The sequence below is a fragment of the Streptomyces sp. NPDC055140 genome (assembly GCF_053607285.1).
In genome coordinates, this window is sequence record NZ_JBSGTG010000017.1 from 82,914 (window position 1) to 106,499 (window position 23,586).

Here is a 23,586-nt window from a genome sequence, read left to right on the forward strand (position 1 = left end):
CCTCCCCCGCCACTCACGGGCTGTCCGACTCCTTCGGGGGTGGGGCGGCCCGTTCGCGTATCTGTGCTCATACTGAGGCGTACCGGGAGGTGCGCAAGCGTCATACGAAGGGCGAGTTGGTGACGGAGCGGGAGCCGGAGGCGGCCGAAGACCGCAAACCGCAGTCGGACGAGGCACGCAGCGCCTTCACCCCGCCGCAAGGGGTGGTGCCGCAGACCCCGACGCCCGAGCAGGACGAGTCACAGACGACGTCCGAGTTCGCGCTCCCCGACGGGCTCAGCACCCTGGCCGCCGCACCCGCCGACACCAGCGGCTCGGCCTTCACGCCCCCGCAGACCTACAGCTCCCGGCAGGCGCCGCCCGCGTTCACACCCGCGCACGGCATCCCCATGGTCAAGCTGACCAAGGAGGCGCCCTGGCAGGACCGGATGCGCACGATGCTGCGCATGCCGGTGGCCGAGCGCCCCGCGGCAGAGCCCGTGCAGAAGCACGACGACGAGGGCCCGGCCGTTCCGCGCGTCCTCGACCTGACCCTGCGTATCGGCGAGCTGCTCCTCGCGGGCGGTGAGGGCGCCGAGGACGTGGAGGCGGCGATGTTCGCCGTGTGCCGCTCCTACGGCCTCGACCGGTGCGAGCCGACGGTGACGTTCACGCTGCTCTCGATCTCGTACCAGCCGTCGCTGGTCGACGACCCGGTGACCGCGTCACGGACCGTGCGGCGGCGCGGCACCGACTACACGCGCCTCGCGGCCGTGTTCCAGCTGGTGTACGACATCAGCGACCCGGAGGTCGAAGTCTCCCTGGAGGAGGCCTACCGCCGTCTCGCCGAGATCCGCCGCAACCGTCACCCCTACCCCGGCTGGGTGCTCTCCGCGGCCACCGGACTCCTGGCGGGCGGCGCCTCGATCCTCGTCGGCGGTGACCTCATCGTCTTCGTCGCGGCGGCGCTCGGCGCGATCCTCGGCGACCGGCTGGCCTGGCTGTGCGCCGGCCGCGGGCTGCCGGAGTTCTACCAGTTCACCGTCGCCGCGATGCCGCCCGCCGCCATAGGGATCCTGCTGACCCTCGCGCACAACCTCGTGGACGTGCGCGCCTCCGCGGTGATCACCGGTGGGCTGTTCGCGCTGCTGCCGGGGCGGGCCCTCGTGGCGGGCGTGCAGGACGGTCTGACCGGCTACTACATCACCGCGGCCGCGCGCCTGCTCGAAGTCATGTACTTCTTCGTCGGCATCGTCATCGGTGTCCTGATCGTGCTCTATCTCGGCGTCCAGCTGCACGCACAGCTGAACCCGGAGGCGGCCCTCCAGGTCATCGACCGCCCCTACTGGCAGATCGCGGCCTCGATGGCGCTCTCGCTCGCCTTCGCCGTCCTGCTTCAGCAGGAACGCTCCACCGTGCTCGCGGTGACGCTGAACGGCGGTGTGGCGTGGGTCGTGTACGGGGCCATGCACGTCGTCGGCGGGATCTCGCCGGTCGCCTCGACGGCGGCGGCGGCCGGGCTCGTCGGCCTGTTCGGGCAGCTCTTCTCGCGCTACCGGTTCGCGTCCGCGCTGCCGTACGTGACGGCGGCGATCGGGCCGCTGCTGCCGGGTTCCGCGACGTACTTCGGGCTGCTGGCCATCGCGCAGAACGATGTGGACGCGGGTCTGGTATCGCTGACGAAGGCGGCGGCACTCGCCATGGCCATCGCGATCGGGGTGAACCTCGGGTCCGAGATCGCGCGGCTGTTCCTGCGCTCGCCCGGGGCGGCGGGGCGCCGGGCGGCGAAGCGGACCCGAGGGTTCTAGTACTCCGCTGCCGGAGTACCAGGACGCTGCGAAGCGCCCTGGCGGTCTAGCGCTTCGCGTGGCGGCCGCGCTGGCCCTGCGGCGGCGTCTGCTGCTGAGGCATGGCCGCCTCGGCCTTCTTCGACTTGCTGCGCGCCCTCAGGAACTCGATCGCGATGGGGACCACCGAGACGAGGACGATCAGGATCAGGATCGCCTCGACGTTCTTGTGGACGAACTCGATGTTGCCCAGCCAGGAGCCGAGGAACGTGACGCCCGCGCCCCAGAGCACGCCGCCGATGACGTTGAACGTGATGAACGAGCGGTACTTCATGCCGCTGACGCCCGCGATGATCGGCGTAAAGGTGCGGACGATGGGCACGAAGCGGGCCAGGACCAGGGACTTCGGGCCGTACTTCTCGAAGAACTCGTGGGCCTTGACCACGTTCTCCTGCTTGAAGAGGCGGGAGTCCGGGCGGTTGAACAGCGAGGGGCCGACCTTCTTGCCGAAGAGGTAACCCGCCTGGTCACCGAGGATCGCGGCGACGCAGATCAGGCCGACGGCGCCCCACAGGGGGAAGTCCAGCGTGCCGGCGGTGATCAGCAGTCCGCAGGTGAACAGCAGGGAGTCGCCCGGCAGGAAGAAGCCGATGAGCAGGCCGGACTCCGCGAACACGATCAGGAGCAGGCCCCAGATGCCGAACGTGTTGAGCAGGTGGTCCGGGTCCAGCCAGCTTGGTCCGAGAGCAAGCGTCGTCACGGTTCCGGACTCCTGAGGGGTGGTGAAGCGAGGGCAATGGCGGTGCAAAGTTATCAACGCCGGATGACGCCACCAGGTTCCAGCGGCCCCCTCAGGATGCACTGTGCGTCAACTGTGGCAAACCTGTGTCTATGGGTATCGAAGACTTCGGCGGCGGCCAGAATCCGCAGACGGATGTGCTCGTCGTCACTACGAACGACGTGCCGGGCTACCGGGTGGAGAAGGTGATCGGCGAGGTCTTCGGCCTCACCGTCCGCTCCAGGCACCTGGGCAGCCAGATCGGCGCAGGCCTCAAATCGATGATCGGCGGCGAACTGAAAGGCCTCACCAAGACGCTGGTGGAGACCCGTAACCAGGCGATGGAGCGGCTCGTCGAGCAGGCCCGCTCCCGCGGCGCCAACGGGGTGCTGATGTTCCGCTTCGACGTGTCGGAGGCGGCGGACGTCGGCACGGAGGTGTGCGCGTACGGGACGGCGGTGGTGATCGCACCGATGTAGCGCGGGCTACGCGTTGCGGGCGGCGTTCGCGTGGATCGCGTCCCGCAGGTGCTCGGCGACGCCCTCACCCATGGAGTCGTAGAACGCCTTGAAGCGTTCGTCGGCCACGTACATGTCGCCGAAGCAGACGTGCATCTCGTAGGAAACCTCGAAGTAGTTCTGGCTGACGTGCTGCCGGTGCTCCTCGGCGAGAGCCATCGCAGCCTCGCCGGACGGCTGCTCGCCGGCCGCCACGAGCGCCGCGTACCGCCGGCCCCAGTCGTCGACCTCCGCCTGGATGCGCTGCCAGTCCTCCTTCGTGTACGTGGCCGCGCGGCGCTGGGACTCGGCCCAGGCCTCGGTGTTCCCCCAGCGCTGCTCGGCCTCCTCCTGGTACTGCTCGGGGTCCTTGTCCCCGAAGACCTCGAAGCGCTCTTCCGGTGTGAGCTGGATTCCCATCTTCTGTGCCTCCATGGCGTGTTCGACGGCGTCGGCCATCTTCTGCAACTTCTCGATACGGACGGTCAGCACCCGGTGCTGGCGCCGGAGGTGTTCGCGCGGGTCGATCGCTGGGTCGTCGAGCAGGGACTGGACCTCGTCCAACGGGAAGCCGAGCTCCCGGTAGAACAGGATCTGCTGGAGCCGGTCCAGGTCGGCGTCGCTGTAGCGCCGGTGACCCGCGTGACTGCGCCCGACCGGCGCGAGCAGGCCGATCTCGTCGTAGTGGTGCAACGTGCGCACCGTGACGCCGGCGAACCCGGCGACCTGCCCCACGGAGTAGCTCACGGCTCCCGCCCTCTCCCTGCCGGTGTCGTTGCCGGTGTCGTTGTCGGTACGGGTCCCAGCGTGCGGCCTCACGTCACGTGAGGTGCAAGCGGCATTTTCTCCGGGTGTTGTGCGGCTTTCATCCGCTTATGGTGTGCCGGTGACCACCGACGCGCAGGCCGCGCCCCAGGAGACCACCCCGGCACGGACGTTGCTCCCGCTGGTCGTCCCCGCGCTCGTCGTAGGCGTCGCGTGCAGCCTGCTGTACCTCGGCCTGAGCGAGCTCGCCGAGAAGCTCCAGCACGTGCTGTGGAAGGACCTGCCCGACGCGCTCGGCATCGGCGGGTACTCCTCGCTCTGGATGATCGTCATGCTGACCGCGACCGGCATCCTCGTGGGCCTCGTCGTCTGGAAGGCGCCCGGTCACGCGGGCCCCGACCCGGCCACCATCGGGCTCGCGAGCGCGCCGCTGCCGCCGTTCGTGCTGCCCGGGCTGCTCGTCGCGACCGCGCTGATGCTGGCCGGCGGTCCCAGTCTCGGCCCCGAGAACCCGATCATCGCCGCCAACATCGCCCTCGTGTTCTGGCTCGGCGCGAAGGCCCTGCCGGCCCTGTCCCCCACGCTGTGGGTCTCGCTGGCCGAGGCGGCGACGCTCGGCGCGCTGTTCGGCACGCCCGTCGCCGCCGCCCTCGTCATCTCCGAGGCCCTCGCGGGCAGGAAGATCAGGGGCTCGCTGTGGGACGCCCTGTTCGCGCCGCTCACCGCGGCCGCCACAGGCGCGATGACCACGACCCTCGTCGCACACCCCGCCTTCGACCTCGGCCTGCCCTCCTTCCCCCGGCCGGGCTGGGGCGACCTCCTCGCCTCCCTGGTGATCGCCTCCGCGGCCGCGGTCCTCGGCATGGCGGCCGTCTACGCCTTCCCTCACACGCACGCCGCGTTCGGGCGCCTCAAGCACCCCCTGCTGATGCTGCCCGCGGGCGGGCTCGTGCTCGGTCTGCTCGGCGCGCTCGGCGGACATCTCACGCTCTTCAAGGGCCTCGACGAGGTCGCCGAGCTGGCCCGGAACCCCGACGGCTGGTCGGCCGGCGAGTTCGCCCTGATGACAGTGGTGAAGCTGGCGGCCCTGCTGGTCGCCGCCTCCTGTGGCTTCCGCGGCGGCCGGATCTTCCCCGCGGTCTTCATCGGGTCGGCCTTCGGCCTCCTCGCCCACGCGCTCGTGCCCGGCGTGCACCCCGCCGTCGGAGTCTCGGCGGGCGTCCTCGGCATCCTGCTCGCCATCACCCGGCAGGGCTGGATCAGCCTGTTCACCGCGGCCGTCCTCGTCGCGTCCCCGGCGATCATCACCCTGCTGTGCATCGCCTCGCTGCCGGCCTGGATCCTGGTCACCGGACGCCCCCAGATGCAGCTGCACGACGACGGCACGTCCGTGCGCTGAGCGGTACCGCCGAACGGCGCGGGCGCGCGGTCTCGCCGGGCGGTACGCCCCACCCCTCCGTATCCTCGCGATGAGGCCACGACCCCGTATACAGGGAGCCCGCGACGATGCCGCTGCACCACGGTCCCCACAAGCACGACGAGCGCCCGATGGCCGTCAACCCCTTCTACGGCGAGGCCAATCCGGTCAGCGGCATGACCGACGCCCCGCCCAAGCACCGGCTGCCCGGCAACCCCATGCCACCCTCCACGGCGTACCAGCTGGTCCACGACGAGCTGATGCTCGACGGCAACGCACGGCTCAACCTCGCCACCTTCGTCACCACATGGATGGAACCGCAGGCCGGCGTCCTGATGGGCGAGTGCCGCGACAAGAACATGATCGACAAGGACGAGTACCCGCGCACCGCGGAGCTGGAGCGGCGCTGCGTGTCGATGCTCGCCCACCTGTGGAACGCGCCCGACCCGGACGGCGCGGTCGGCTGTTCCACGACCGGGTCGAGCGAGGCGTGCATGCTCGCCGGGATGGCCCTCAAGCGCCGCTGGATGAAGCGGAACGCCGACCGCTACCCCTCCGAGCACGCCCGCCCGAACCTCGTCATGGGCATCAACGTCCAGGTCTGCTGGGAGAAGTTCTGCAACTTCTGGGAGGTCGAGGCGCGCCAGGTCCCCATGGACGGCGACCGCTTCCACCTCGACCCGCAGGCCGCCGCCGAGCTGTGCGACGAGAACACCATCGGCGTCGTAGGCATCCTCGGCTCGACGTTCGACGGCTCGTACGAGCCGATCGAGGAGCTGTGCGCCGCCCTCGACACCCTCCAGGAAAAGACCGGCCTCGACATCCCCGTCCATGTCGACGGCGCCTCCGGGGGCATGATCGCGCCCTTCATCGACCCCGAGCTGGTCTGGGACTTCCGTCTGCCGCGGGTGTCGTCCATCAACACGTCGGGCCACAAGTACGGCCTCGTCTACCCCGGCGTCGGCTGGGCCCTGTGGCGTACGGCGGACGATCTGCCGGAGGATCTGGTCTTCCGGGTCAACTACCTGGGCGGCGACATGCCGACCTTCGCCCTCAACTTCTCCCGGCCCGGCGCGCAGGTCGTCGCGCAGTACTACACGTTCCTGCGCCTGGGCCGCGAGGGCTACCGCGCGGTCCAGCAGTCGACCCGGGACGTCGCCCGGGGCCTCGCCGAACGCATCGAGACCCTCGGCGACTTCCAGCTCATCACGCGCGGCGACCAACTGCCCGTCATCACCTTCACGACAGCCCCCGAGGTGAAGGCGTACGACGTCTTCGACGTGTCGCGCCGTCTGCGCGAATTCGGCTGGCTCGTGCCCGCGTACACCTTCCCCGCGCACCGCCAGGACCTGGCGGTGCTGCGACTGGTGTGCCGCAACGGCTTCTCGGCGGACCTGGCCGCGCTCTTCCTCGCCGACCTCAACCGGCTGCTGCCCGAACTGCGCCAGCAGGCGCACCCGCTGACCCGCGACAAGGAAGCGGCGACCGGGTTCCATCACTAAGACTGTTTACGGGCCCCATCTGCTGAGCCCCATCTGGTGAGCCCCATTTACCGAGCGCCCCTCTGCTGAGCCCTATGTGCTGAGCGCCGCGAACTTCCGTACCGCCAGCGGGAAGAACACCGCGAGCAGCGCGAGCGGCCAGAGCACCGCGGCCCACAGATGCCCCGGCTCCCCACCGGGGCCGCCGAACAGGTCCCGTACGGCCGTCGCCGTGTGCGACATCGGGTTCCACTCGACGACCGTGCCCAGCCAGCCGGGCATCGAGCCGGGCTCGGCGAGCGCGTTCGACAGGAATCCGACCGGCCAGACCAGGATCTGCACGGCCTGCACCAGCTCCGGCTTCCCCGCCACCATCGCCAGATGGATGCCGATCCACAGCATCGCGAACCGGAAGAGGAGCAGCAGGCCGAGCGCGCCCAGGAGGGCCCCGGTCGAGCCGTGCGGACGCCAGCCGATCACGTAACCGACGCCGGTCATCACGACAAGCGCGGCCGCCGACTGGAGCATGTCGGCAGCCGAACGGCCCACCAGCACCGCCCCGTTGACCATCGGCATCGATCTGAACCGGTCGATCACGCCCTTGTTGAGATCCTGCGTCACCGCCAGCATCGTCGCCTCGAGCCCGAAGGCCATGGTCAACGCAAGCATGCCCGGCACCAGATAGTCGACGTACTCGCCCTCGACGCCCTTGCCGCCGCCGATCAGGAAGCCGAACATCAGCAGCAACATCGCCGGGAAGACCAGACCCACCACGATCTGCGTGGGCTGCCGCGCCCAGCGCGCAAACTCGCGCCGCGTCATGGTCCACGAGTCGGCGACGGCCCAGCTCATCGGCATACTCATGCGGTCACCTCCGGCCGGTCCGCCACGTGTCCACGTTCCGTCGTGCCCTTCTGTCCCGGTCCCGTCAGATGCAGGAACACCTCGTCCAGCGTCGGTCTGCGCACCGCGATGTCCTCCGCCTCCACACCCGCGTCCTGAAGCGCGCGCACGGCCTCGGCGAGGGCGGCCATCCGGTCGGCGACGGGCGCGCTGACCAGCCGGCGGTCCGCGTCGACCGTGGCACCGTCCGGCAACAGCCCTGCCGCTACGTCCAGTTGAGCCCCGTCCCGCACGACGACGTCGATCCGGTCACCGCCGAGCCGCGCCTTCAGCTCGTCGGCCGTCCCCTCGGCGGCGACCCGGCCCCGGTCCACGACCGAGATGCGGTCGGCGAGCTGGTCGGCCTCCTCCAGATACTGCGTCGTGAGCAGCACCGTCGTACCGCCCCCGACCAGCGAGCGCACCGCGCCCCACACCTCGGCGCGCCCACCCGGATCGAGGCCCGTCGTCGGCTCGTCCAGGAAGAGCACCTCGGGGTCCGTGATGAGCGAGGCGGCCAGATCGAGCCGGCGCCGCATGCCGCCGCTGTACTGCCTGACCGGCTTGCGCCCGGTCCCGGCGAGGCCGAAGCGCTCAAGGAGTTCGCCGGCCCGCACTCGCGCGCGCCGGGCGCCCAGGTGGTGGAGGCGTCCGAACATCTCCAGGTTCTGCCACCCGCCGAGCTCCTCGTCCACCGCCGCGTGCTGGCCGAGGAGCCCGATGCGGCGCCGCACCTCGCCCGCCTGCCGCCGCACGTCGTAACCCGCCACCTCGACCCGGCCCTCGTCGGCCCGCAGCAGCGTCGTCATGGTGCGGACGGCCGTCGTCTTGCCCGCGCCGTTCGGCCCGAGCAGCCCGTGGACGGTGCCGCGGGTGACCGTGAGGTCGAGCCCGTCCAGCGCCCACTTGTCCCCGTACCGCTTCCGTGCGCCCTCGACGATGATCGCGTCGGTCATCCGGCTCCTCCCACCGAGAACCTAAGTACTCAAATTTGACTACCTCGCGAAAGGTATCTCCGCCCTCATCGCTAGTCAAACTTGATTAATGCGAATCCTCGGGATGCGGCTCACCCTTGGCGTAGGGGTTCTCCTGCCCCTCGGCGAGCACCCCGACAAAGGGCTCACCCTCCCCTGCGAACGTGTACGCGCCGCCCTCGATCCGGCCGATCAGCCCCCGCGTCCACTCCGCGCCCGTGTCGGCCGAGTGCACCCAGAAATTCATGATCTCGCCGATGTGGCCGAGCCGTTCGGGCCCGTCCTCGGGCGTGTAGTACTCGGTGACCGCGCGCCGCCATTCCTCGATGCCGTCCACGCGCCGCCGCAGCAGCTCCACCGCTTCCCGCCGCGGCAGATCGACGATGAAGCCGAGCGCGGCCGAGAGGACGTCCGGCTTCTGGTCGTACGTCACGAGCGCCTCCCGCAGGAGCGTGAGGAACTCCTCGGTGCCCCTGTCCGTGATCTCGTACTCGGTGCGCGGCGGGCCGCCGGCCGTGGAGGGCGCGATCTCGTGCGCGACGAGGAATCCCTGCTTCGCCATCTGCTTGAGCGCGTGATAGATCGACCCGGGCTTGGCGTTCGACCACTCGTGCGCGCCCCAGTACTCGAGGTCGTTGCGCACCTGGTAACCATGCGCGCGGCCGTGCTGGCGTACGGCCCCGAGGACCAGGAGGCGGATCGCTGACATGGGCCCCAGCGTAGGACGTCACTCCCGCGCCATCGCCACCAGCTCGTACGCCGTCTTCCCGTCCAGGGACTCGCGGATGATGTCCGCGTGCCCCGCGTGCCGGGCCGCCTCCCGGATCAGATGGAGCAGCAGCCACCGCACGGACACCTCCCCCTCGTCCGGCGACCAGTGATGACGGGGCAGCGGGAACGTGTCGTCGAGGCTCGGCACCGACCGGATGAACTCCTCGGTGGCCAGCGCCACCTTGCCCCAGTAGGCGAGCACCGACTCGACGGACTCGTCGCCCACGAGCTGGAAACTGTCGGCCCAGTTCGCCTCGGTGCGCTGCATGTCGGGCGCGACCTGCCGGGCCCGCGCCACCCAGCCCTGCTCGGTCTCCGCGACGTGCTTGACCAGCCCGGACAGCGACAGGGCGCTGGCGCTCGGCGTCGTCGCGGCCTGCTCGTCGGTCAGCCCGAGCACGGCCCGGCGGACGGCGCCGCGCTGCCCGGCGAGGAAGATCAGGAGCGTGCCGCGTTCGTCGCCGCGGATCTCCGCGTTCCCTTGAGTCGCCATCGTGGGCCGCCTTCCATCGGTTCCGCCGCCTGTACGGACGAAGGTAGGGGGAATCGCGGTCCACTCCTGTCCCTTGAGCGGCACCACCCGGGAACGTATCGCGTAGGAATTTCCCTACCTTTGACGCGTAGGGAAATTCCTACCTATAGTCGGGGCATGAGCAGCCACACGAACATCACGCACGCCTCCTTCATCACCCTCCCCGTCGCCGACCAGGACCGCGCTCTGCGCTTCTACGTCGACGTACTCGGCTTTGAAGTCACGGCCGACCGCGAGATGCCGCCGGGCCGCTGGCTCCAGGTCGCGCCCGCGGGCGCGCGGACCGTCTTCACGCTGGCGGGACCGGGCATGGGGGATTTCACCCCGGGTTCGGCGCGGGGGATCATGTTGGTGACGACCGACGTCGACGCCGACTGCGCGCGGCTCACCGCCGCCGGAGCCGAGGTCACCGGCCCCGACGACGTGCCGTGGGGGCGTATGGCCTCCTTCAGCGACCCGGACGGCAACGCACTGATGCTCATCACGGAGAAGGAAGGCTTCTGACGCCGATGGCGACTACGAGCGCGACCGACACCGCCGGCCAGGACCGGCTGTTCGCCGCGCTCGCCAACGGAACACGACGCGAGGTGCTCCGCCTCCTCAGGGACGAGGGCCCACAGCCCGTCCAGGCCCTCGCCGACCACTTCGCGATGCGCCGGCCCAGCCTCTCGGAGCACCTCAAGGTGCTGCGCGAGGCCGGCCTCGTATCGGAGGAGCGCGCGGGACGGCAGCGCATCTACCGGCTCGAGGGCGCCCCCCTGGCCGAGGTGCAGGACTGGCTCCATCCGTACGAGCGGTTCTGGCGCGGCCGCCTGAACGGGCTCGCCGAACTCCTCGACCGCATGCCCGACGATGACGGGTCATGAGCCTCACGAGCATCACCGTCGACCAGTTCCTCCCCCACCCGCCCGCCAAGGTCTGGCGCGCCCTCACCGAACCCGAGCTGATCGCCCAGTGGCTGATGCCGGGCAGTGCGGACTTCCGCCTCGAGGTGGGCCACCGGTACGTGATGACGACCGTGCCGCGACCCAACACCGGCTTCTCCGGCACCGTCGACGTCGAGGTCCTCGCGTACGAGGAGGAGCGGATGCTCAGCGTCCGGTGGCAGGACCGGGATCCGGCCAATTCTGCGGACTGGACCATTACGTGGAACCTGGAGCCAGAAGGCCGTGGCACGCGTCTCTTCCTAGTGCACGACGGATTCGATCCGGACGATCCGGCACAGATGATGGCGCGGAAGATCATGGACGGGGGCTGGCGTTCGCATGTCATGCGGGCGCTGGGGCAGACGCTCGAAGAGCTGTAACCGTGGGAACACCCCCCGTGCACGTGCATCTGCCCATGCATCGGCATGTGAACGCAGCTATGATCCAGGACAGTTGACCACTACACCTGACTCACTGGCCACATGAGCCTCATAGGCCACAGCACGACCGGGGAGCGACCTGTGCACCACGTGTACAACGGCATGGCGGCCACGGAACTTCACGGTGTGGTCTGGCAGAAGAGCAGGCACAGCAACTCACAAGGCTCCTGCGTGGAGTTCGCGAAATTGCCGGGGGGACGAGTGGCTATGCGCAACTCGAACTTCCCGGAGGGCCCGGCCCTCGTCTACACGCCCGCCGAAATCGAGGCGATGCTGCTGGGCGTCAAGGACGGGGAGTTCGACCACCTGATAGCTGACGGGTGACAGTTGCCGGGCGACACCTGACAGATGACAACTGACGGGTGACAACTGGCAGATGACAGATGACGATATCTGTCAGCTGACGGTCAGCTGCCGGGTGACAGGTGACAGCCGCAAGTCGTCACCCGCCACTCATCAGCCGTCAACTGAAAAATAGCACTGGCCAGTTGCCGGGCCTCACAGCCGGAACAGCGCCCACACCACTTTCCCGTTCAGCGTGCCGGCCAGCGGATGCCAGCCCCAGCTGTCGCTGAACGAGTCGACCAGGAACAGGCCGCGGCCCGATTCGGCATTGAAGTCGTCCTCCGCCTCGCGGGCGACAGGGCTCTCGTCGCTGGGGTCGCGCACCGCGCACACCAGGCGTGAGGTCCAGCGCATCAGGTGCAGCCGCACCGGCGGGTCCTGCGAGCGCGGGGTGTCCGAGGGCAGCGCGTGCCGCAGGGCGTTGGTGACGAGTTCGGAGACGACGAGACAGACGTCGTCGAATCTCTCCGCCACGTCCCAGCCGTCGAGCGTCCCGCGCGTGAACTTACGGGCGCTGCCCACCGCTTCGTACCGTGCGGGAAGTGCGCAGGAGGCGGAGCTGGAAACGGCTGAAGGGTCGAGTGGCGGAAGCCCCTGCCTTAACGGCTCGAGCATGGCCGGTCCATTCGTCCCCATGCGAGGCACTCCCGGGATTCGCGGTACATAGCGAGTGGAGCGGTGGTGCGTGGGCCATCGTTCCGAATGCGTACAGCAGATGCAAGGGCAGATGCACGTGCACGCGCCCGTCCTGTCCCCCCGCGTACCACTTGTTGCTCATTTCTTCCCACGACTTCTTGTGGAGACCTTTCGCAACCTTTCCGTTTCTGTAACCGAACGAGTACGGGCCGGAGCGTTTTAATGGCAGACTTCGGCTGCTGGAGCGATCGGGAGGGTGGAGCGACGTGAGTGCGGGAGAGTCGAGCGGCTCGGTGGTGCGACGCATCCTGCTGGGCTCGCAACTGAGGCGTCTGCGCGAATCGCGTGGCATCACCCGGGAAGCGGCCGGCTACTCGATCCGCGCATCCGAATCGAAGATCAGCCGCATGGAGTTGGGACGGGTGAGCTTCAAGGCCAGGGACGTCGAGGACCTGCTGACCCTGTACGGAGTCGCCGACGAGGCGGAGCGCGGCGCGCTCCTCTCCCTCGTCAAGGAGGCCAACGTCGCGGGCTGGTGGCATACGTACTCGGACGTCCTGCCCGGCTGGTTCCCCACCTATGTAGGCCTGGAGGGCGCCGCGTCGCTCATCCGCGCCTACGAGGTGCAGTTCGTGCACGGGCTGCTGCAGACCGAGGGGTACGCGCACGCGGTCGTCGCCCGGGGCATGAAGGACGCACCGAGGGCGGACATCGACCGGCGCGTGGCGCTGCGCCTCGAGCGGCAGAAGCTCCTCGTCTCCGAGCACGCCCCCGAGTTCCACGTGGTGCTCGACGAGGCGGCGCTGCAACGCCCGTACGGCGGACCGAAGGTGATGCAGGGTCAGCTCCAGCATCTGATCGACATCTCCGAGCGGTCCAACGTCACACTTCAGGTCATGCCGTTCGGCTTCGGTGGCCACTCGGGTGAGACCGGCGCCTTCGCGATGCTCAGCTTCCCGGAGTCCGACCTCTCGGACATCGTCTACATGGAGCAGCTCACCAGCGCCCTGTACCTCGACAAGCGCGAGGACGTCACGCAGTACGCGCGGGCGATGGAGCAGCTTCAGGCGGAGTGCCCGACGCCCGCGGAGAGCGTGGACATTCTCCGGGGCCTGCTGGCGAAGGCCGCCTGACCCATACCTGCTGACCAAGGCTGGCCAGAAACCGCTCCTTCCGGCACGATTCCCGATCGGCGGCGATCGGCCAGGCGTCCCAACCAGGCCACAACTCGACTGGTACAGACGTAAGATGACGAGCCATTAGGTGTCTGCCGGCAGCAGCAAGGGATCTCATGTCCTACTTCACCGAACTGGCCCAGCAATACATCGACGGTTCATGGCGTCCCGGCAGCGGGGCGTGGGACATCATCGACTTCAACCCGTACAGCGGCGAGAAGCTGGCCTCCATCACCGTGGCGTCGGCCGACGAGGTCGACGAGGCCTACCGCGCGGCCGAGCGGGCGCAGAAGAGCTGGGCGGACACCAACGCCTACACACGACGCCTGGTGTTCGAGCGGGCGCTGCGCCTGGTCGAGGAGCGCGAGGACGAGATATCCGACGCGATCGTCGACGAGCTCGGCGGTACGCGGCTGAAGGCCGGGTTCGAGCTGCATCTCGCCAAGGAGTTCCTGCGCGAGTCGATCCAGCTGGCGCTGCGCCCGCAGGGGCGGGTCATCCCGTCGCCCGTCGACGGCAAGGAGAACCGGGTCTACCGCGTTCCCGTCGGCGTCGTGGGCGTCATCAGCCCCTTCAACTTCCCGTTCCTGCTGTCGCTGAAGTCGGTCGCGCCCGCGCTGGCCCTCGGCAACGCCGTGGTTCTCAAGCCGCACCAGAACACTCCGATCTGCGGTGGCTCCCTGGTCGCGAAGATCTTCGAGGATGCGGGCCTTCCGGCCGGTCTGCTCAACGTCGTCATCACCGACATCGCCGAGATAGGCGACGCGCTCCTCACCCACCCCGTGCCGAAGGTCATCTCCTTCACCGGCTCCGACGCGGTGGGCCAGCACGTCGCGACGGTGTGCGCCTCGCAGTTCAAGCACGCCGTCCTGGAGCTGGGCGGCAACAGCGCACTGACCGTGCTCGACGACGCGGACGTCGACTACGCCGTCGACGCGGCGGTCTTCAGCCGGTACGTGCACCAGGGCCAGGTCTGCATGGCCGCCAACCGGATCCTGGTGGACCGCAAGGTGGAGAAGGAGTTCACCGAGAAGTTCGTCGCCAAGGTCAGGTCCCTCAAGGTGGGCGACCCCCGCGACCCGTCGACCGTCATCGGCCCGGTCATCAACTCCACGCAGGCGGAAGCCGTTTCGGGCGTCGTCGACCAGGCGCTCGCGGAAGGCGCGACCGCGTTGCTGCACGGCAAGACCGTCGGCAATCTGGTCGAGCCGAGCGTCCTGACGGGCCTGCCGGCCGACTCCCCGGTGCTGCGGCAGGAGATCTTCGGTCCTGTCGCGCTCCTCATCCCCTTCGACGGGGACGAGGAGGCGGTGGCCGTCGCGAACGACACCCCGTACGGGCTGAGCGGGGCCGTGCACACGCGGGACGTGGAGCGGGGCGTCGCGTTCGCGCGGCGCATCGACACCGGGATGATCCACGTCAACGACGGGACGGTGCACGACGAGCCGCTCGTCGCGTTCGGCGGCGAGAAGCGGTCCGGGCTCGGCCGGCTGAACGGCGAGGCGACCATCGAGGCGTTCACCACGCAGAAGTGGATCTCCGTGCAGCACGGCCGGAGCCAGTTCCCGTTCTGACGCGCGCGTTCGACCCGCTCCTGGAGGTCTGAACGCGAGCGGCGGCCCGGCGCGTTTGCGCGCGCAGGCCGCCGATACGCGTTTGCGCGTGCAGGCCGCCGACGATCACTGCTGGCAGCCGGGTCACCGACCGCCCCGCTTCCCGAAGCGCCGCTCGAAGCGCTCCACGCGCCCGGCGGTGTCGAGTACCCGCGCGTTGCCCGTGTAGAAGGGGTGGCTCACGTTCGAGATCTCGACGTCGATGACGGGGTAGGTCCGGCCGTCCTCCCACTCGACGGTCTTGTCGCTGGTGGCGGTCGAGCAGGTCAGGAAGGCGTGGTTCGCGGCACGGTCACGGAAGACGACCGGGCCGTAGGAGGGATGGATGTCCTTTCGCACGGGGCTCAGCGCTCCTCTCGGAAGTCGACGTGGTGGCCTGCGACCGGGTCGTACTTGCGCAGGGTCACGCGGTCGGGGTCGTTACGGCGGTTCTTGCGGGTGACGTAGGTGTAGCCCGTACCCGCGGTGGACCTGAGCTTGATCACTGGGCGGAGTTCGGTGCGTGCCATGTGGCTAGTATATGAAAATGAATCCCGTTTCCAAAATGATCCGGGTCACAGCTCCGCTTACGGGGCCACATTCACCGAGAGAGGTGCGTCGCCATGTCCGCACACTGCATGCCGACCGGGGCCGCCCCCGGCTTCGGCAACCGCATCTCCCACTCCCACCGGCGCACGTCACGCCGCTTCGACCCCAACGTCCAGCGCAAGCGCTACTGGCTGCCGAGCGAGGGCCGGCACGTACGGCTGCGACTGAGCGCCAGGGCGATCAGGACCGTCGACGCGATCGGCGTCGAGGCCGCCGTCGTCAGGATTCGTGCCCGTGGAGTGAGGATCTGATGACCAAGAAGAGCAAGATCGCGAAGAATGAGAAGCGCCGGAGGGTCGTCGCCCGCTGCGCCGCGCGCCGGGCCGAGCTCAACGAGATCGTCCGCCGGCTGTCGTCCACCGGGATGGAGCGGGCAGCCACACAAGAGGAGTTGGCAGGTCAGCCGAGGGACGCGAGCGCCACGCGCGTACGCAACCGCGACAGTGTCGACGGCCGGCCGCGCGGGCGCCTGCGCACCTTCGGTCCCTCCCGGGTGAACCTGCGTGAGCAGGCGCAAGCGGGCTTCCTGCCCGGAGTGCGGAAGTCTTCCTGGTGACGTGAGGGGCGGCTGGTAGCTTGCTGCGGGCCGGGCCACGTACCGGCAGTCACATCCGCAACGTAGGGGGATCTTGTGCTCAAGCGCGTACGGATCGGTGCCGCCGCGGCGGGAGTTGCCGCGGCGCTCGTGATCACCGGATGCAGCAGCGACAGCGGCGACGGGGGCGACAGCGGCAAGTCCAAGGAGACGCCGCAGACCTCGGCGTCCACGGGGGCCGACACGGGTGGGTCCGGTTCCGGTTCCGGCGGGAAGTCCGGGAGCCTTCAGGGGAGTTGGGTCACCGCGTCCCAGGGCAAGAGCGTCGCCCTGCTCATCAGCGGCAAGAAGGTGGCCCTGGTCGGCGAGCACGTGTGCAGCGGGACCGCCGGCGACGAGATGGGCATGCAGATGGTCACCCTGAAGTGCGCCGACGGGAACACCGACCGGAACATGGGGCAGGTCAAGTCCGTCGACGCCACGACGCTGAAGGTGTCGTGGGAGGGCTTCGGGGACGACACGTTCCGCAAGACGGACGACGGGAAGCTGCCGTCGGGGTTCCCGACAATGGGGCTGCCCAAGTCCTGACGCGGGGCCGAGTCGAGCGACTCGGGCGGCTCGGGCGGCTCGGGCGGCTCGGGCGGCTCGGGCGGCTCGGGCGGCTCGGGCGGCTCGGGCGGCTCGGGCGGCTCGGGCGGCTCGGGCGGTTTCTTCGTCGTTGCTCCCCGTTATTGGGCCGCTCGATCCTCCGGACCGGGCGGCCCTTCGGCTTTCCGCGCGCCGAGCTTCGGGGCGCCGGGCTTCGGGGTGTCAGGCGTGTGCGGGCCGTCGGGCTTCAGGGTGATCGGGGGTACGTCGGTGTCGAGTGCGTCCGAGAGGTCCTCCAGGGCTTCGAGGAGCAGGCCCGCGCCCCTGCGTACGACCCGGTCCGGTACGCCCTCGCCGTCCCAGTCCGCGAGAGCGTCCCGTACCGCCTGCCAGCGCGGCACCCGGCGCTCGCGCACCGAACGCGCGCCGTCCTCCGTGGCGGTGAGCAGCGCCTTCACGAGGCGGGCGGCCGCCGGGACCGGGGTCGCGTCACGTTCGGGGAGGTGCGCCTCCATCAGCATCTCGACCCGGCCGATGTGCCGCAGGGCGTGTTCGGCGTCGTCGGCCGCGGCGCGTGAGAGGCCGCGGTGGCGCACCGGTTCGGTCCGCGCCCTGGACGCGGCCTCCTGCCAGGCGAGTTCGGCCGTGCGGGCGGCGAGCAGGGCCTCGCGCACATCGGGCAGGTTCCCGCCGCCGGGCTCCGCGTAGCGGCCGATCACGGCGGCGCCGTACCGGCCGAGGGCGAGCAGCCAGTCCGCGAGCCGCGTGCGCAGTCTGGGCGTCTCCCAGGCCGGGTACACCGCGTACGCCAGCATCGCGAGGAGGCCGCCGACGAGCGTGAGCACGACCCGCTCGGGGACCGTCTGGTCCCACGCCTCACCGCCCATGCCGAGCAGGAACACGACGTACGCGGCGACGCAGGCCTGCGCGGCGAGCTGGCCCGTACGCATCACGAGGTACATCAGGCCCGCGCAGATCACGGCGAGCGTCGCGGAGAGGCCGGTGTCCGGGTGGGCGACCTGGACGAGCCCGGTGGCGAGGGCGACCCCGATGAGCGTGCCGCCGAAACGGGCCACCGCGCGCGAGTACGTCTGCGAGAAGTCGGGGCGCATGACCATGACGGCGGCCATCGGCGCCCAGTAACCGTGACCGAAGGGGAGGGCGGTGCCGATGAGGTAACCGACCGCCGCGACGGCCGACACCCTGATGGCGTGCCTGAGAATCGGCGACCCGCGGTACAGCTCCCTGCGCATCGCTCCCGCCGCGATGGGGACCAGCCGGACGAGGGTGGGGCGGCTGAGATGGGCGGTCTCGTTGCGGGGCTCGGGGTGCTGGGTGTCCGTCCGCGCGCCCGCTGTCTCCAGTACGTCCGTCAGGAGCGAGCCGAGGCGTGCCGCCGCTCGCTTCGCCGGGCCGGACAGGATCGCCCCCGTGTCGGGCGTCTTGAACGTGGCGACCGCCGCCGGGGGCACCGTGACCGGCGCGCCGTGGCGGATCGCCCGCGCCGCCGCGTCCAGGATCGAGCCCGCCGCGCCCAGGAGTTCCAGGACACGCTCGCGTTCGGGCCCCTCGTCCGGGACGCCGACCGCCGGGTCCGCGAGCGAGGCGAGAACCGGGCGGATGCGTTCGGCGATGCCGCGGGCGCCGCGCAGCTGGGCCGGGCGGGTGCGGGCCTGGCGCGGGGTGAGCGCGGCGGCGTTGCGCGCCAGCATCAGCGGTTCGCCGTCGAACGGGGCGACGGGGTCGTGGCGCAGCCGACGCGCGTAGTCGGCCTCCGCGGCGAGCGCGTCGGCCAGGGCGTCGCGGTGCGCGCCCCATCTGCGTACCGGGAAGAGGACCACGAGGGCAGCCTGGACGAGACCGCCGAAGATCATCATCGCGGCGTGCCCGGCGGCGTTCGCGACCGACGTCGGCAGGGTGATCGTGACCAGCATCATCGCGACGTTCGACGACGCGATGATCCCGATCGTCGGGCCCGCCGCCCAGGCCAGACCCGCCAGGAACGTCCACAGGACCAGGAGCGCGAGGAAGAGGACGAGGTGGCCGCCGGTGAGGTAGCCGAGGAACGTCGAGACGCCCAGGCTCGCGCCGGAGACGACGGCCAGCTCGGGGCGGGGGCGCCAGCTGCGCTGGAACGTGGCGATCGCCGCCTGGAACGCACCGAACGCGGAGCTCGCCGCGACCGCCGGGCCGAAGAACGTGAGGCTGACCGTGATCACGATGGCCAGACCGGCGGCGCCACGCAGCGCGACCAGGGGTTCCAGGCGTTTCCGCTCGACACTCAGGCCCGAGCGGGTGGTGTCCTTCAGCGCCCGGAACCAGCTCACTCCGTCAGGATACGGGCGAGTCAGGCATATGGGTCGCGGTGGTTCGGTTCACCGGGGCGTGCCGCCGCCGCGCACCTCGGCGCGGCCGGAGCCGCGGGCGCGGTCCGTGACGCGGGCTCGGTCGGCGGCCGCCACGCCCTCCGCCCAGCCGGCGCCGTCGCTGACGCCCCGTACCCGCGTCGTCACTGTCTGCGGGAACATGTCGTCGGTCCGGCCGGCCACCGCGACATCGCGCGCCGCCAGGACCGGCAGCAGCCCGCCCTCCTGGCTCTGGCCGGTCACCTCCTCCGCCACCGCCGCGAGCCGGTCGCCTATGCGGTGCGCGTACGCGGCGAGGAACGCCTGCCTGAACGTCTTGGTCCGCTTACGCCCCCCGGCGCGCTGCTCGGCCTCGGCCCGCGTCATCGCCGCCGTGCCCTGCACCAGCAGCGACGTATGGAGCAGCTCCACCGCCTCCAGGTCGGACTCGAAGCCGACGACCGTGGAGAAGCCGAAACCGCTGTTCCACACCGCGCGGCAGCGGTTCGCCGACGCGACCGCGTCCAGGAGGGCCGCCTTCGCCATCTCGTACGGGGCGTCCACACCGATCCGGCACGCGACGGGCGTGTCCTTCGCGTGCGTACGGGCCGCGAGAAGCGCCGCGTCGACGCTGTGCCTGGTCATCAGCTCCTGCGCCTTCGCCGCCAGCGCCTCGGCCTCCGGCGGGTAGGCGGTCGCCTCGGCCTTGGCGAGCAGCGCACGGATCCGGGCGAGCTCGCGCGGCTCCCCCGCGACGGGCCGCGCCATGGACTCGCCCGGCACGGGCCCCACGGCCTCGATCGGCGGGAGCCGCAGGAGCAGGCGATACAGCTCCAGGACGGCGGTGGCGTACGAGAAGCGGTCCAGACGCGGGCCCCCGCCAGCACTCGTGTCCTGCGGCAGGTCGGCGAGCTGCACGTCCCAGCGCGGGGGCAGGTACTCGTAACGCGCGGTCTCGGCCCGGATCAGGCGGGCCGCGACGTGTCCGTGCGGGGCCTCTTCGAGGTCGCGTACGACGATGCGCATGACGTCGGCGGGCTGCCAGCCGCGCTCCCAGGCCCGGCGTACGAACTCCTGTCCACGCAGGGCGAGTTGGGTGTCGGCGGACAGGTCGGCGGCGAGCAGGGACGCGCCCGTGTCGAGCCCGGCCTCCGCACCCTCCCCGTACAGGGCGGCGGCGAAGGCCTGCTCGACCGTGGTCCGCGTCGTACGTTCCGTCATGCGGGGGCGCCGCCTCCTTGCCTGTCTGATCTGCCGCGCGGTCTGCCATACGGTCTGCCGTGCGGCCTCCCGTGCGGCCTGCCGTGTCTTCTCTTCCATGGTCTCAGGCGGATACGGGGGGTAGGGCTGGCCATACCCCCGAGACGCCCCCCAGTGGTCGTGTTCGCGGGACTCCGCGGCGGTTGGGTTGAGGCATGACCACACCTGCTGTGCGACTCACCGCCGTACGCCGCGAGTACCGCGGCGTCACCGCCCTCGACGGGGTCGACCTCGACTTCCTCGCCGGGACCTTCACCGCCGTGATGGGGCCCTCCGGCTCCGGGAAGTCGACGCTGCTCCAGTGCGCCGCGGGCCTGGACCGTCCGACGTCGGGCACCGTCACCGTCGGCGGGACCGACCTCACCGGACTCGGCGAACGGGCGCTCACACTCCTGCGCCGGGACCGGATCGGTTTCGTGTTCCAGTCCTTCAACCTGCTGCCGTCGCTCACTGCCGCGCAGAACGTGGCACTCCCCCTGCGGCTCGCCGGTCGGCGACCCTCGCGCGCGCAGGTGCGCGAGGCGCTGGTGCGCGTGAGTCTCGCCGAGCGCGCGGGGCATCGCCCTTCACAGCTCTCCGGCGGCCAGCAGCAGCGGGCGGCCCTGGCCCGCGCCCTGATCACCCGGCCGGCCGTCCTCTTCTGCGACGAGCCGACAGGCGCCCTCGACACGACGACCGGCCATCAAGTCCTTGCTCTGCTAAGGGAGTTGGTCAATCGAGAGGGCCAGACGACGGTGATGGTGACGCACGACCCGGTAGCCGCGGCCCGCGCGGACCGGGTGGTGTTCCTGGTCGACGGGAGGGTCGTGGACGAGCTCCTGGCACCGGATGCGGAGACGGTCGCGGCGCGGATGACGGGGCTCGAGGGGGGTTCGGGCGAGGGTGCGGGGGGTTCGGGGCGTTCCAGGGATTGGGAAGCGGGTGCGGAAGCGACTGCGGGTGCGGGTGCGGGTGCGGGTGCGGGTGCGGGTGCGGGTGACACGTTCGCCGCTACTCGCTTGCTGCCCGGCGGCAACGCGCCCGGCAAGGAGGTCGACGCATGCTGACCACACTCACCTCCGCCTGGGCGAACCTGCGGACGCGCTGGCACCTCTTCGCGGGAGCATTCGTCGCCGTCGCGCTGGGGGTGGCCCTGGTCGCGAGCATGGGGCTGGGGCTAGCGGCGGCCGACGACCCACCTGCGGGCAAACCTCAGCAGTTCGCCGCACAACCCGTCGTGGTCATGCCACACGACACCCTGACCGTTGAGGTCGACCATGGCCCGCACCGCGCCCACGACTCGAAGAAGATTCCCCATCCACAGCCTGTGGACAAAGAACTGCTGCGCGAGCTCACCGAGCTGGGCACCGTCCACCGTGATCATCTCGCGCCGGACGCGGTCGGCGTCGACGCCTCGACTGCCGCCGTACGCGAGGTGGTCGGCGACCGGGCGCAGGTCCTGACCGGCGCGGCACGGCACCTGGCCGACCCGGGCGCGGAGCGCGACGCGCAGGCGGTCGTCGCGGTGCGGGCGATGCTGGGCACGGCCGGCGGAGTCTCCGCGTTCGTCGCCGTCTTCGTCACGGCGTCGACGTTCGCGTTCGTGGTCGCCCTGCGCAGGCGGGAGTTCGGGCTGCTGCGGCTCGCGGGCGCCACTCCGGGACGTGTACGGCGTCAGCTCTTCACCGAGGCCCTCGCGGTGGGGGTCGCGGCGAGCGCCACGGGCTGCGCCCTCGGCTCCTGGGGCGCGCCGCTGCTCGCCCGGGCGCTGATCGACAACGGCATCGCGCCCCCGTGGTTCACGGTGAGCGGCACCGGTACGCCACAGTCGACCTCATGGACCTCATGGCCGTTCCAACTCGCCTTCTGGACCGGCCTGTTCGTGGCGGTCGCGGGAGCATGGGCCGCTTCGCGGCGCGCCGGACGCATCGGCCCGGTGGAAGCGCTGCAGGACGCCGACGTGGACACGGACGTCATGCCGTGGAGCCGCCGGATCGTCGGCGCGGCGCTCCTCGCCCTGGGACTCGGCCTGACGGTCCACACCCTCTGGACCGACCCGTCGGCGCTCCTTAAGCGCAAGACGTACACCACCCAGCCGATGATCCTCATCACCGCGGCGGCCGCACTCGCACCGCTCCTTGTCCGCCCGGTGCTGCGGCTGATCCGGCTGCCGGGAGCCGTCGGTCTCCTCGTCCGCGAGAACGCCGCCGCCTCCGTCCGCCGCACCGCCGCGGTCGCCGCACCCGTACTGGTGACAGTGGCACTCGCGGGCTCCCTGATGGGCTCGGCGGAGTCGGTGAGCGCGGCGAAGGCACAGGAGGCGAACGAGCAGACGAACGCCCAACTCATCGCAACGGGTGATGAGTTGAGCCTGGCACGACGGCCGGTGCCGGGCGCGGCGGCCGTGTCCCCGTCCGCCTCCACCGCGGTCTTCGTGCGGGAGGAGGGCACCGCCCTCGTCCGCTCCGAGGCGCGAGCCGTGAGCGACCCCGCGGCCCTCGCCACGACGAGCCGCCTCCCCGTCGTCTCCGGCGACATACGCCACCTCGACGACCACTCCATCGTCGTCAACGAGGAGTGGGAACACCACCGCGTCGGCGACCGCCTGACCGTCTGGCTCGGCGACGGCCGCCGCACCACACTCCGGGTCGCCGCCGTCCTGGCGCGCGGCACCGGTGACAACGGCGCATACGTCACCACGGCCAACGCCGGCGCGGCGCCGGTCGACCGGATCGACGTACGCCTGACACCGGGCGCCTCACTTGCGGCGGTGACGGACGCGCTGCGAGCGGCCATGTCCGGGCACGACGTGCGCGTACGCACCGCAGCCGCCTGGCTCGACGCCACCCACCCCAGGATCAAACCCCAGACCCGGCAAGGGATGTTGCTGCTCCTGGGCATCGCCCTGACCTATACGGCGATCTCGCTCGCCGGAACACAGTTGATGGCCGCGTCCGTACGAAACGGGGAACTGCGCGCCCTGCGCCGGGCGGGGGCCACCCGGGCGCAGGTCAGGTGGATGCTCGCCGGCGAGGCACTGGTCGCGGTCGCGGCGGGCACGGCCCTCGGACTGGCCGTCACCGCGCTCAACCTGGGCGGACTCGCGGCCGCGCTCGGCCTCCTCTCGCCGGAGCCCGGCGCGGGGGTGGGGCCTGAGGCTGAGGTCGTGGTGCCGTGGGGTGTCGTCGGTTCGGCCGTGGGCGTGTGCGCGGTGGTCGCTGTGGGGGCGGGGGTGCTCGGCGCGGGATGGGGGCGCCGGAGTGGTGTGGGTGGGTGAGAGGGCAGGGCGAGAG

General features: G+C 70.6%; 25 protein-coding genes and 1 pseudogene. 15 read left to right on the plus strand and 11 right to left on the minus strand.

Annotated features, from left to right (window positions below):
• Nucleotides 1–89: 89 nt before the first annotated feature.
• Complete coding sequence (locus tag ACWFR4_RS28740) at nt 90–1,787, plus strand: threonine/serine ThrE exporter family protein (RefSeq protein WP_453655212.1); 1,698 nt, start codon at nt 90–92, stop codon at nt 1,785–1,787.
• A 79-nt stretch (nt 1,788–1,866) separates the two neighbouring features.
• Here ACWFR4_RS28740 and ACWFR4_RS28745 read toward each other — a convergent pair.
• Nucleotides 1,867–2,526, minus strand: a pseudogene (locus ACWFR4_RS28745) (DedA family protein); the annotation flags it as partial.
• 131 nt (nt 2,527–2,657) lie between these two features.
• Between ACWFR4_RS28745 and ACWFR4_RS28750 the strand changes: the two are divergent.
• Complete coding sequence (locus ACWFR4_RS28750; RefSeq protein WP_453457767.1) at nt 2,658–3,023, plus strand: YbjQ family protein; 366 nt, start codon at nt 2,658–2,660, stop codon at nt 3,021–3,023.
• A gap of 6 nt (nt 3,024–3,029) precedes the next feature.
• Here ACWFR4_RS28750 and ACWFR4_RS28755 read toward each other — a convergent pair whose 3' ends face one another.
• Entirely contained in the window at nt 3,030–3,788 is a 759-nt protein-coding gene (locus ACWFR4_RS28755; RefSeq protein ID WP_453655214.1) for a MerR family transcriptional regulator, read from the minus strand.
• A gap of 139 nt (nt 3,789–3,927) precedes the next feature.
• Here ACWFR4_RS28755 and ACWFR4_RS28760 point away from each other — a divergent pair, with 139 nt between their 5' ends.
• Nucleotides 3,928–5,205 (plus strand): ion channel protein, encoded by a 1,278-nt coding sequence (locus ACWFR4_RS28760; RefSeq protein ID WP_453655216.1) that lies wholly within the window; start codon nt 3,928–3,930, stop codon nt 5,203–5,205.
• Nucleotides 5,206–5,312: 107 nt separating this feature from the next.
• On the plus strand, nt 5,313–6,725 hold the full coding sequence (locus ACWFR4_RS28765; RefSeq protein WP_453457772.1) for a glutamate decarboxylase: 1,413 nt from the start codon (nt 5,313–5,315) through the stop codon (nt 6,723–6,725).
• A 72-nt stretch (nt 6,726–6,797) separates the two neighbouring features.
• On the opposite strand, the gene ACWFR4_RS28770 is transcribed toward ACWFR4_RS28765, so the two are convergent.
• From ACWFR4_RS28770 to ACWFR4_RS28785, 4 genes are all read right to left on the minus strand, one after another.
• Entirely contained in the window at nt 6,798–7,568 is a 771-nt protein-coding gene (locus tag ACWFR4_RS28770; protein WP_453655218.1) for an ABC transporter permease, read from the minus strand.
• The gene (locus ACWFR4_RS28775) at nt 7,565–8,542 is read right to left on the minus strand and encodes an ATP-binding cassette domain-containing protein (RefSeq protein ID WP_453655220.1); all 978 of its coding nucleotides are present in this window, start codon (nt 8,540–8,542) and stop codon (nt 7,565–7,567) included. The genes ACWFR4_RS28770 and ACWFR4_RS28775 overlap by 4 nt, the downstream gene beginning before the upstream one ends.
• A gap of 85 nt (nt 8,543–8,627) precedes the next feature.
• Nucleotides 8,628–9,269 (minus strand): PadR family transcriptional regulator, encoded by a 642-nt coding sequence (locus ACWFR4_RS28780; RefSeq protein WP_453655222.1) that lies wholly within the window; start codon nt 9,267–9,269, stop codon nt 8,628–8,630.
• 18 nt (nt 9,270–9,287) lie between these two features.
• Complete coding sequence (locus tag ACWFR4_RS28785) at nt 9,288–9,824, minus strand: DinB family protein (protein WP_453655224.1); 537 nt, start codon at nt 9,822–9,824, stop codon at nt 9,288–9,290.
• 156 nt (nt 9,825–9,980) lie between these two features.
• Here ACWFR4_RS28785 and ACWFR4_RS28790 point away from each other — a divergent pair, with 156 nt between their 5' ends.
• The 4 genes from ACWFR4_RS28790 to ACWFR4_RS28805 all read left to right on the plus strand — a co-directional run bounded on the left by ACWFR4_RS28790 (nt 9,981) and on the right by ACWFR4_RS28805 (nt 11,553).
• Nucleotides 9,981–10,367 carry a glyoxalase superfamily protein gene (locus ACWFR4_RS28790; protein ID WP_453655226.1) on the plus strand — a complete coding sequence of 129 codons (387 nt, stop codon included), beginning with the start codon at nt 9,981–9,983 and terminating at the stop codon, nt 10,365–10,367.
• Nucleotides 10,368–10,372: 5 nt separating this feature from the next.
• Complete coding sequence (locus ACWFR4_RS28795) at nt 10,373–10,729, plus strand: ArsR/SmtB family transcription factor (protein WP_453457788.1); 357 nt, start codon at nt 10,373–10,375, stop codon at nt 10,727–10,729.
• Nucleotides 10,726–11,169, plus strand: a complete 444-nt coding sequence (locus tag ACWFR4_RS28800) for an SRPBCC family protein (RefSeq protein ID WP_453457791.1) — start codon at nt 10,726–10,728, stop codon at nt 11,167–11,169. Before ACWFR4_RS28795 ends, ACWFR4_RS28800 begins: the two co-directional genes overlap by 4 nt.
• A gap of 141 nt (nt 11,170–11,310) precedes the next feature.
• Nucleotides 11,311–11,553, plus strand: coding sequence for a DUF397 domain-containing protein (locus ACWFR4_RS28805; RefSeq protein WP_100597687.1), 243 nt, complete (start codon nt 11,311–11,313; stop codon nt 11,551–11,553).
• 174 nt (nt 11,554–11,727) lie between these two features.
• Here ACWFR4_RS28805 and ACWFR4_RS28810 read toward each other — a convergent pair whose 3' ends face one another.
• The gene (locus ACWFR4_RS28810) at nt 11,728–12,210 is read right to left on the minus strand and encodes an ATP-binding protein (protein ID WP_266672906.1); all 483 of its coding nucleotides are present in this window, start codon (nt 12,208–12,210) and stop codon (nt 11,728–11,730) included.
• 266 nt (nt 12,211–12,476) lie between these two features.
• Here ACWFR4_RS28810 and ACWFR4_RS28815 point away from each other — a divergent pair, with 266 nt between their 5' ends.
• A complete protein-coding gene (locus tag ACWFR4_RS28815) occupies nt 12,477–13,343 on the plus strand; it encodes a helix-turn-helix domain-containing protein (protein WP_453457794.1) in 867 nt (288 codons plus the stop codon).
• A 158-nt stretch (nt 13,344–13,501) separates the two neighbouring features.
• Nucleotides 13,502–14,959, plus strand: coding sequence for an aldehyde dehydrogenase family protein (locus tag ACWFR4_RS28820; RefSeq protein WP_453655227.1), 1,458 nt, complete (start codon nt 13,502–13,504; stop codon nt 14,957–14,959).
• A gap of 123 nt (nt 14,960–15,082) precedes the next feature.
• Here ACWFR4_RS28820 and ACWFR4_RS28825 read toward each other — a convergent pair whose 3' ends face one another.
• Together ACWFR4_RS28825 and rpmG are read right to left on the minus strand one after the other, a co-directional pair.
• Entirely contained in the window at nt 15,083–15,337 is a 255-nt protein-coding gene (locus ACWFR4_RS28825; RefSeq protein ID WP_453457800.1) for a type B 50S ribosomal protein L31, read from the minus strand.
• 5 nt (nt 15,338–15,342) lie between these two features.
• Nucleotides 15,343–15,507 (minus strand): 50S ribosomal protein L33, encoded by a 165-nt coding sequence (gene rpmG / locus ACWFR4_RS28830; RefSeq protein WP_376599878.1) that lies wholly within the window; start codon nt 15,505–15,507, stop codon nt 15,343–15,345.
• 93 nt (nt 15,508–15,600) lie between these two features.
• On the opposite strand from rpmG, the gene rpmB reads away from it, so the two are divergent.
• From rpmB to ACWFR4_RS28845, 3 genes are all read left to right on the plus strand, one after another.
• Nucleotides 15,601–15,837, plus strand: a complete 237-nt coding sequence (gene rpmB, locus ACWFR4_RS28835) for a 50S ribosomal protein L28 (protein ID WP_453457805.1) — start codon at nt 15,601–15,603, stop codon at nt 15,835–15,837.
• Nucleotides 15,837–16,142, plus strand: coding sequence for a 30S ribosomal protein S14 (rpsN, locus tag ACWFR4_RS28840; protein WP_453655230.1), 306 nt, complete (start codon nt 15,837–15,839; stop codon nt 16,140–16,142). The genes rpmB and rpsN overlap by 1 nt, the downstream gene beginning before the upstream one ends.
• Nucleotides 16,143–16,217: 75 nt before the next feature.
• Complete coding sequence (locus tag ACWFR4_RS28845; protein ID WP_453655232.1) at nt 16,218–16,709, plus strand: hypothetical protein; 492 nt, start codon at nt 16,218–16,220, stop codon at nt 16,707–16,709.
• 140 nt (nt 16,710–16,849) lie between these two features.
• On the opposite strand, the gene ACWFR4_RS28850 is transcribed toward ACWFR4_RS28845, so the two are convergent.
• Both ACWFR4_RS28850 and ACWFR4_RS28855 read right to left on the minus strand, forming a co-directional pair.
• The gene (locus ACWFR4_RS28850; RefSeq protein ID WP_453655234.1) at nt 16,850–19,036 is read right to left on the minus strand and encodes an FUSC family protein; all 2,187 of its coding nucleotides are present in this window, start codon (nt 19,034–19,036) and stop codon (nt 16,850–16,852) included.
• 48 nt (nt 19,037–19,084) lie between these two features.
• A complete protein-coding gene (locus ACWFR4_RS28855) occupies nt 19,085–20,275 on the minus strand; it encodes a DUF2786 domain-containing protein (RefSeq protein WP_453655236.1) in 1,191 nt (396 codons plus the stop codon).
• Nucleotides 20,276–20,469: 194 nt separating this feature from the next.
• Here ACWFR4_RS28855 and ACWFR4_RS28860 point away from each other — a divergent pair, with 194 nt between their 5' ends.
• Nucleotides 20,470–21,360, plus strand: a complete 891-nt coding sequence (locus ACWFR4_RS28860; protein WP_453655238.1) for an ABC transporter ATP-binding protein — start codon at nt 20,470–20,472, stop codon at nt 21,358–21,360.
• Nucleotides 21,354–23,570, plus strand: coding sequence for an ABC transporter permease (locus ACWFR4_RS28865; protein WP_453655240.1), 2,217 nt, complete (start codon nt 21,354–21,356; stop codon nt 23,568–23,570). The genes ACWFR4_RS28860 and ACWFR4_RS28865 overlap by 7 nt, the downstream gene beginning before the upstream one ends.
• The last annotated feature ends 16 nt before the right edge of the window (nt 23,571–23,586 follow it).

Bases quoted from the DNA above. Each gene is read 5' to 3' on its own strand.
- ACWFR4_RS28750 (WP_453457767.1), top strand. From the start codon at position 2,658: ATGGGTATCGAAGACTTCGGCGGCGGCCAGAATCCGCAGACGGATGTG.
- ACWFR4_RS28765 (WP_453457772.1), top strand. From the start codon at position 5,313: ATGCCGCTGCACCACGGTCCCCACAAGCACGACGAGCGCCCGATGGCC.
- ACWFR4_RS28770 (WP_453655218.1), bottom strand. From the start codon at position 7,568: ATGAGTATGCCGATGAGCTGGGCCGTCGCCGACTCGTGGACCATGACG.
- ACWFR4_RS28775 (WP_453655220.1), bottom strand. From the start codon at position 8,542: ATGACCGACGCGATCATCGTCGAGGGCGCACGGAAGCGGTACGGGGAC.
- ACWFR4_RS28780 (WP_453655222.1), bottom strand. From the start codon at position 9,269: ATGTCAGCGATCCGCCTCCTGGTCCTCGGGGCCGTACGCCAGCACGGC.
- ACWFR4_RS28785 (WP_453655224.1), bottom strand. From the start codon at position 9,824: ATGGCGACTCAAGGGAACGCGGAGATCCGCGGCGACGAACGCGGCACG.
- ACWFR4_RS28790 (WP_453655226.1), top strand. From the start codon at position 9,981: ATGAGCAGCCACACGAACATCACGCACGCCTCCTTCATCACCCTCCCC.
- ACWFR4_RS28795 (WP_453457788.1), top strand. From the start codon at position 10,373: ATGGCGACTACGAGCGCGACCGACACCGCCGGCCAGGACCGGCTGTTC.
- ACWFR4_RS28800 (WP_453457791.1), top strand. From the start codon at position 10,726: ATGAGCCTCACGAGCATCACCGTCGACCAGTTCCTCCCCCACCCGCCC.
- ACWFR4_RS28810 (WP_266672906.1), bottom strand. From the start codon at position 12,210: ATGGGGACGAATGGACCGGCCATGCTCGAGCCGTTAAGGCAGGGGCTT.
- ACWFR4_RS28820 (WP_453655227.1), top strand. From the start codon at position 13,502: ATGTCCTACTTCACCGAACTGGCCCAGCAATACATCGACGGTTCATGG.
- rpmG (WP_376599878.1), bottom strand. From the start codon at position 15,507: ATGGCACGCACCGAACTCCGCCCAGTGATCAAGCTCAGGTCCACCGCG.
- rpmB (WP_453457805.1), top strand. From the start codon at position 15,601: ATGTCCGCACACTGCATGCCGACCGGGGCCGCCCCCGGCTTCGGCAAC.
- rpsN (WP_453655230.1), top strand. From the start codon at position 15,837: ATGACCAAGAAGAGCAAGATCGCGAAGAATGAGAAGCGCCGGAGGGTC.
- ACWFR4_RS28855 (WP_453655236.1), bottom strand. From the start codon at position 20,275: ATGACGGAACGTACGACGCGGACCACGGTCGAGCAGGCCTTCGCCGCC.
- ACWFR4_RS28860 (WP_453655238.1), top strand. From the start codon at position 20,470: ATGACCACACCTGCTGTGCGACTCACCGCCGTACGCCGCGAGTACCGC.
- ACWFR4_RS28865 (WP_453655240.1), top strand. From the start codon at position 21,354: ATGCTGACCACACTCACCTCCGCCTGGGCGAACCTGCGGACGCGCTGG.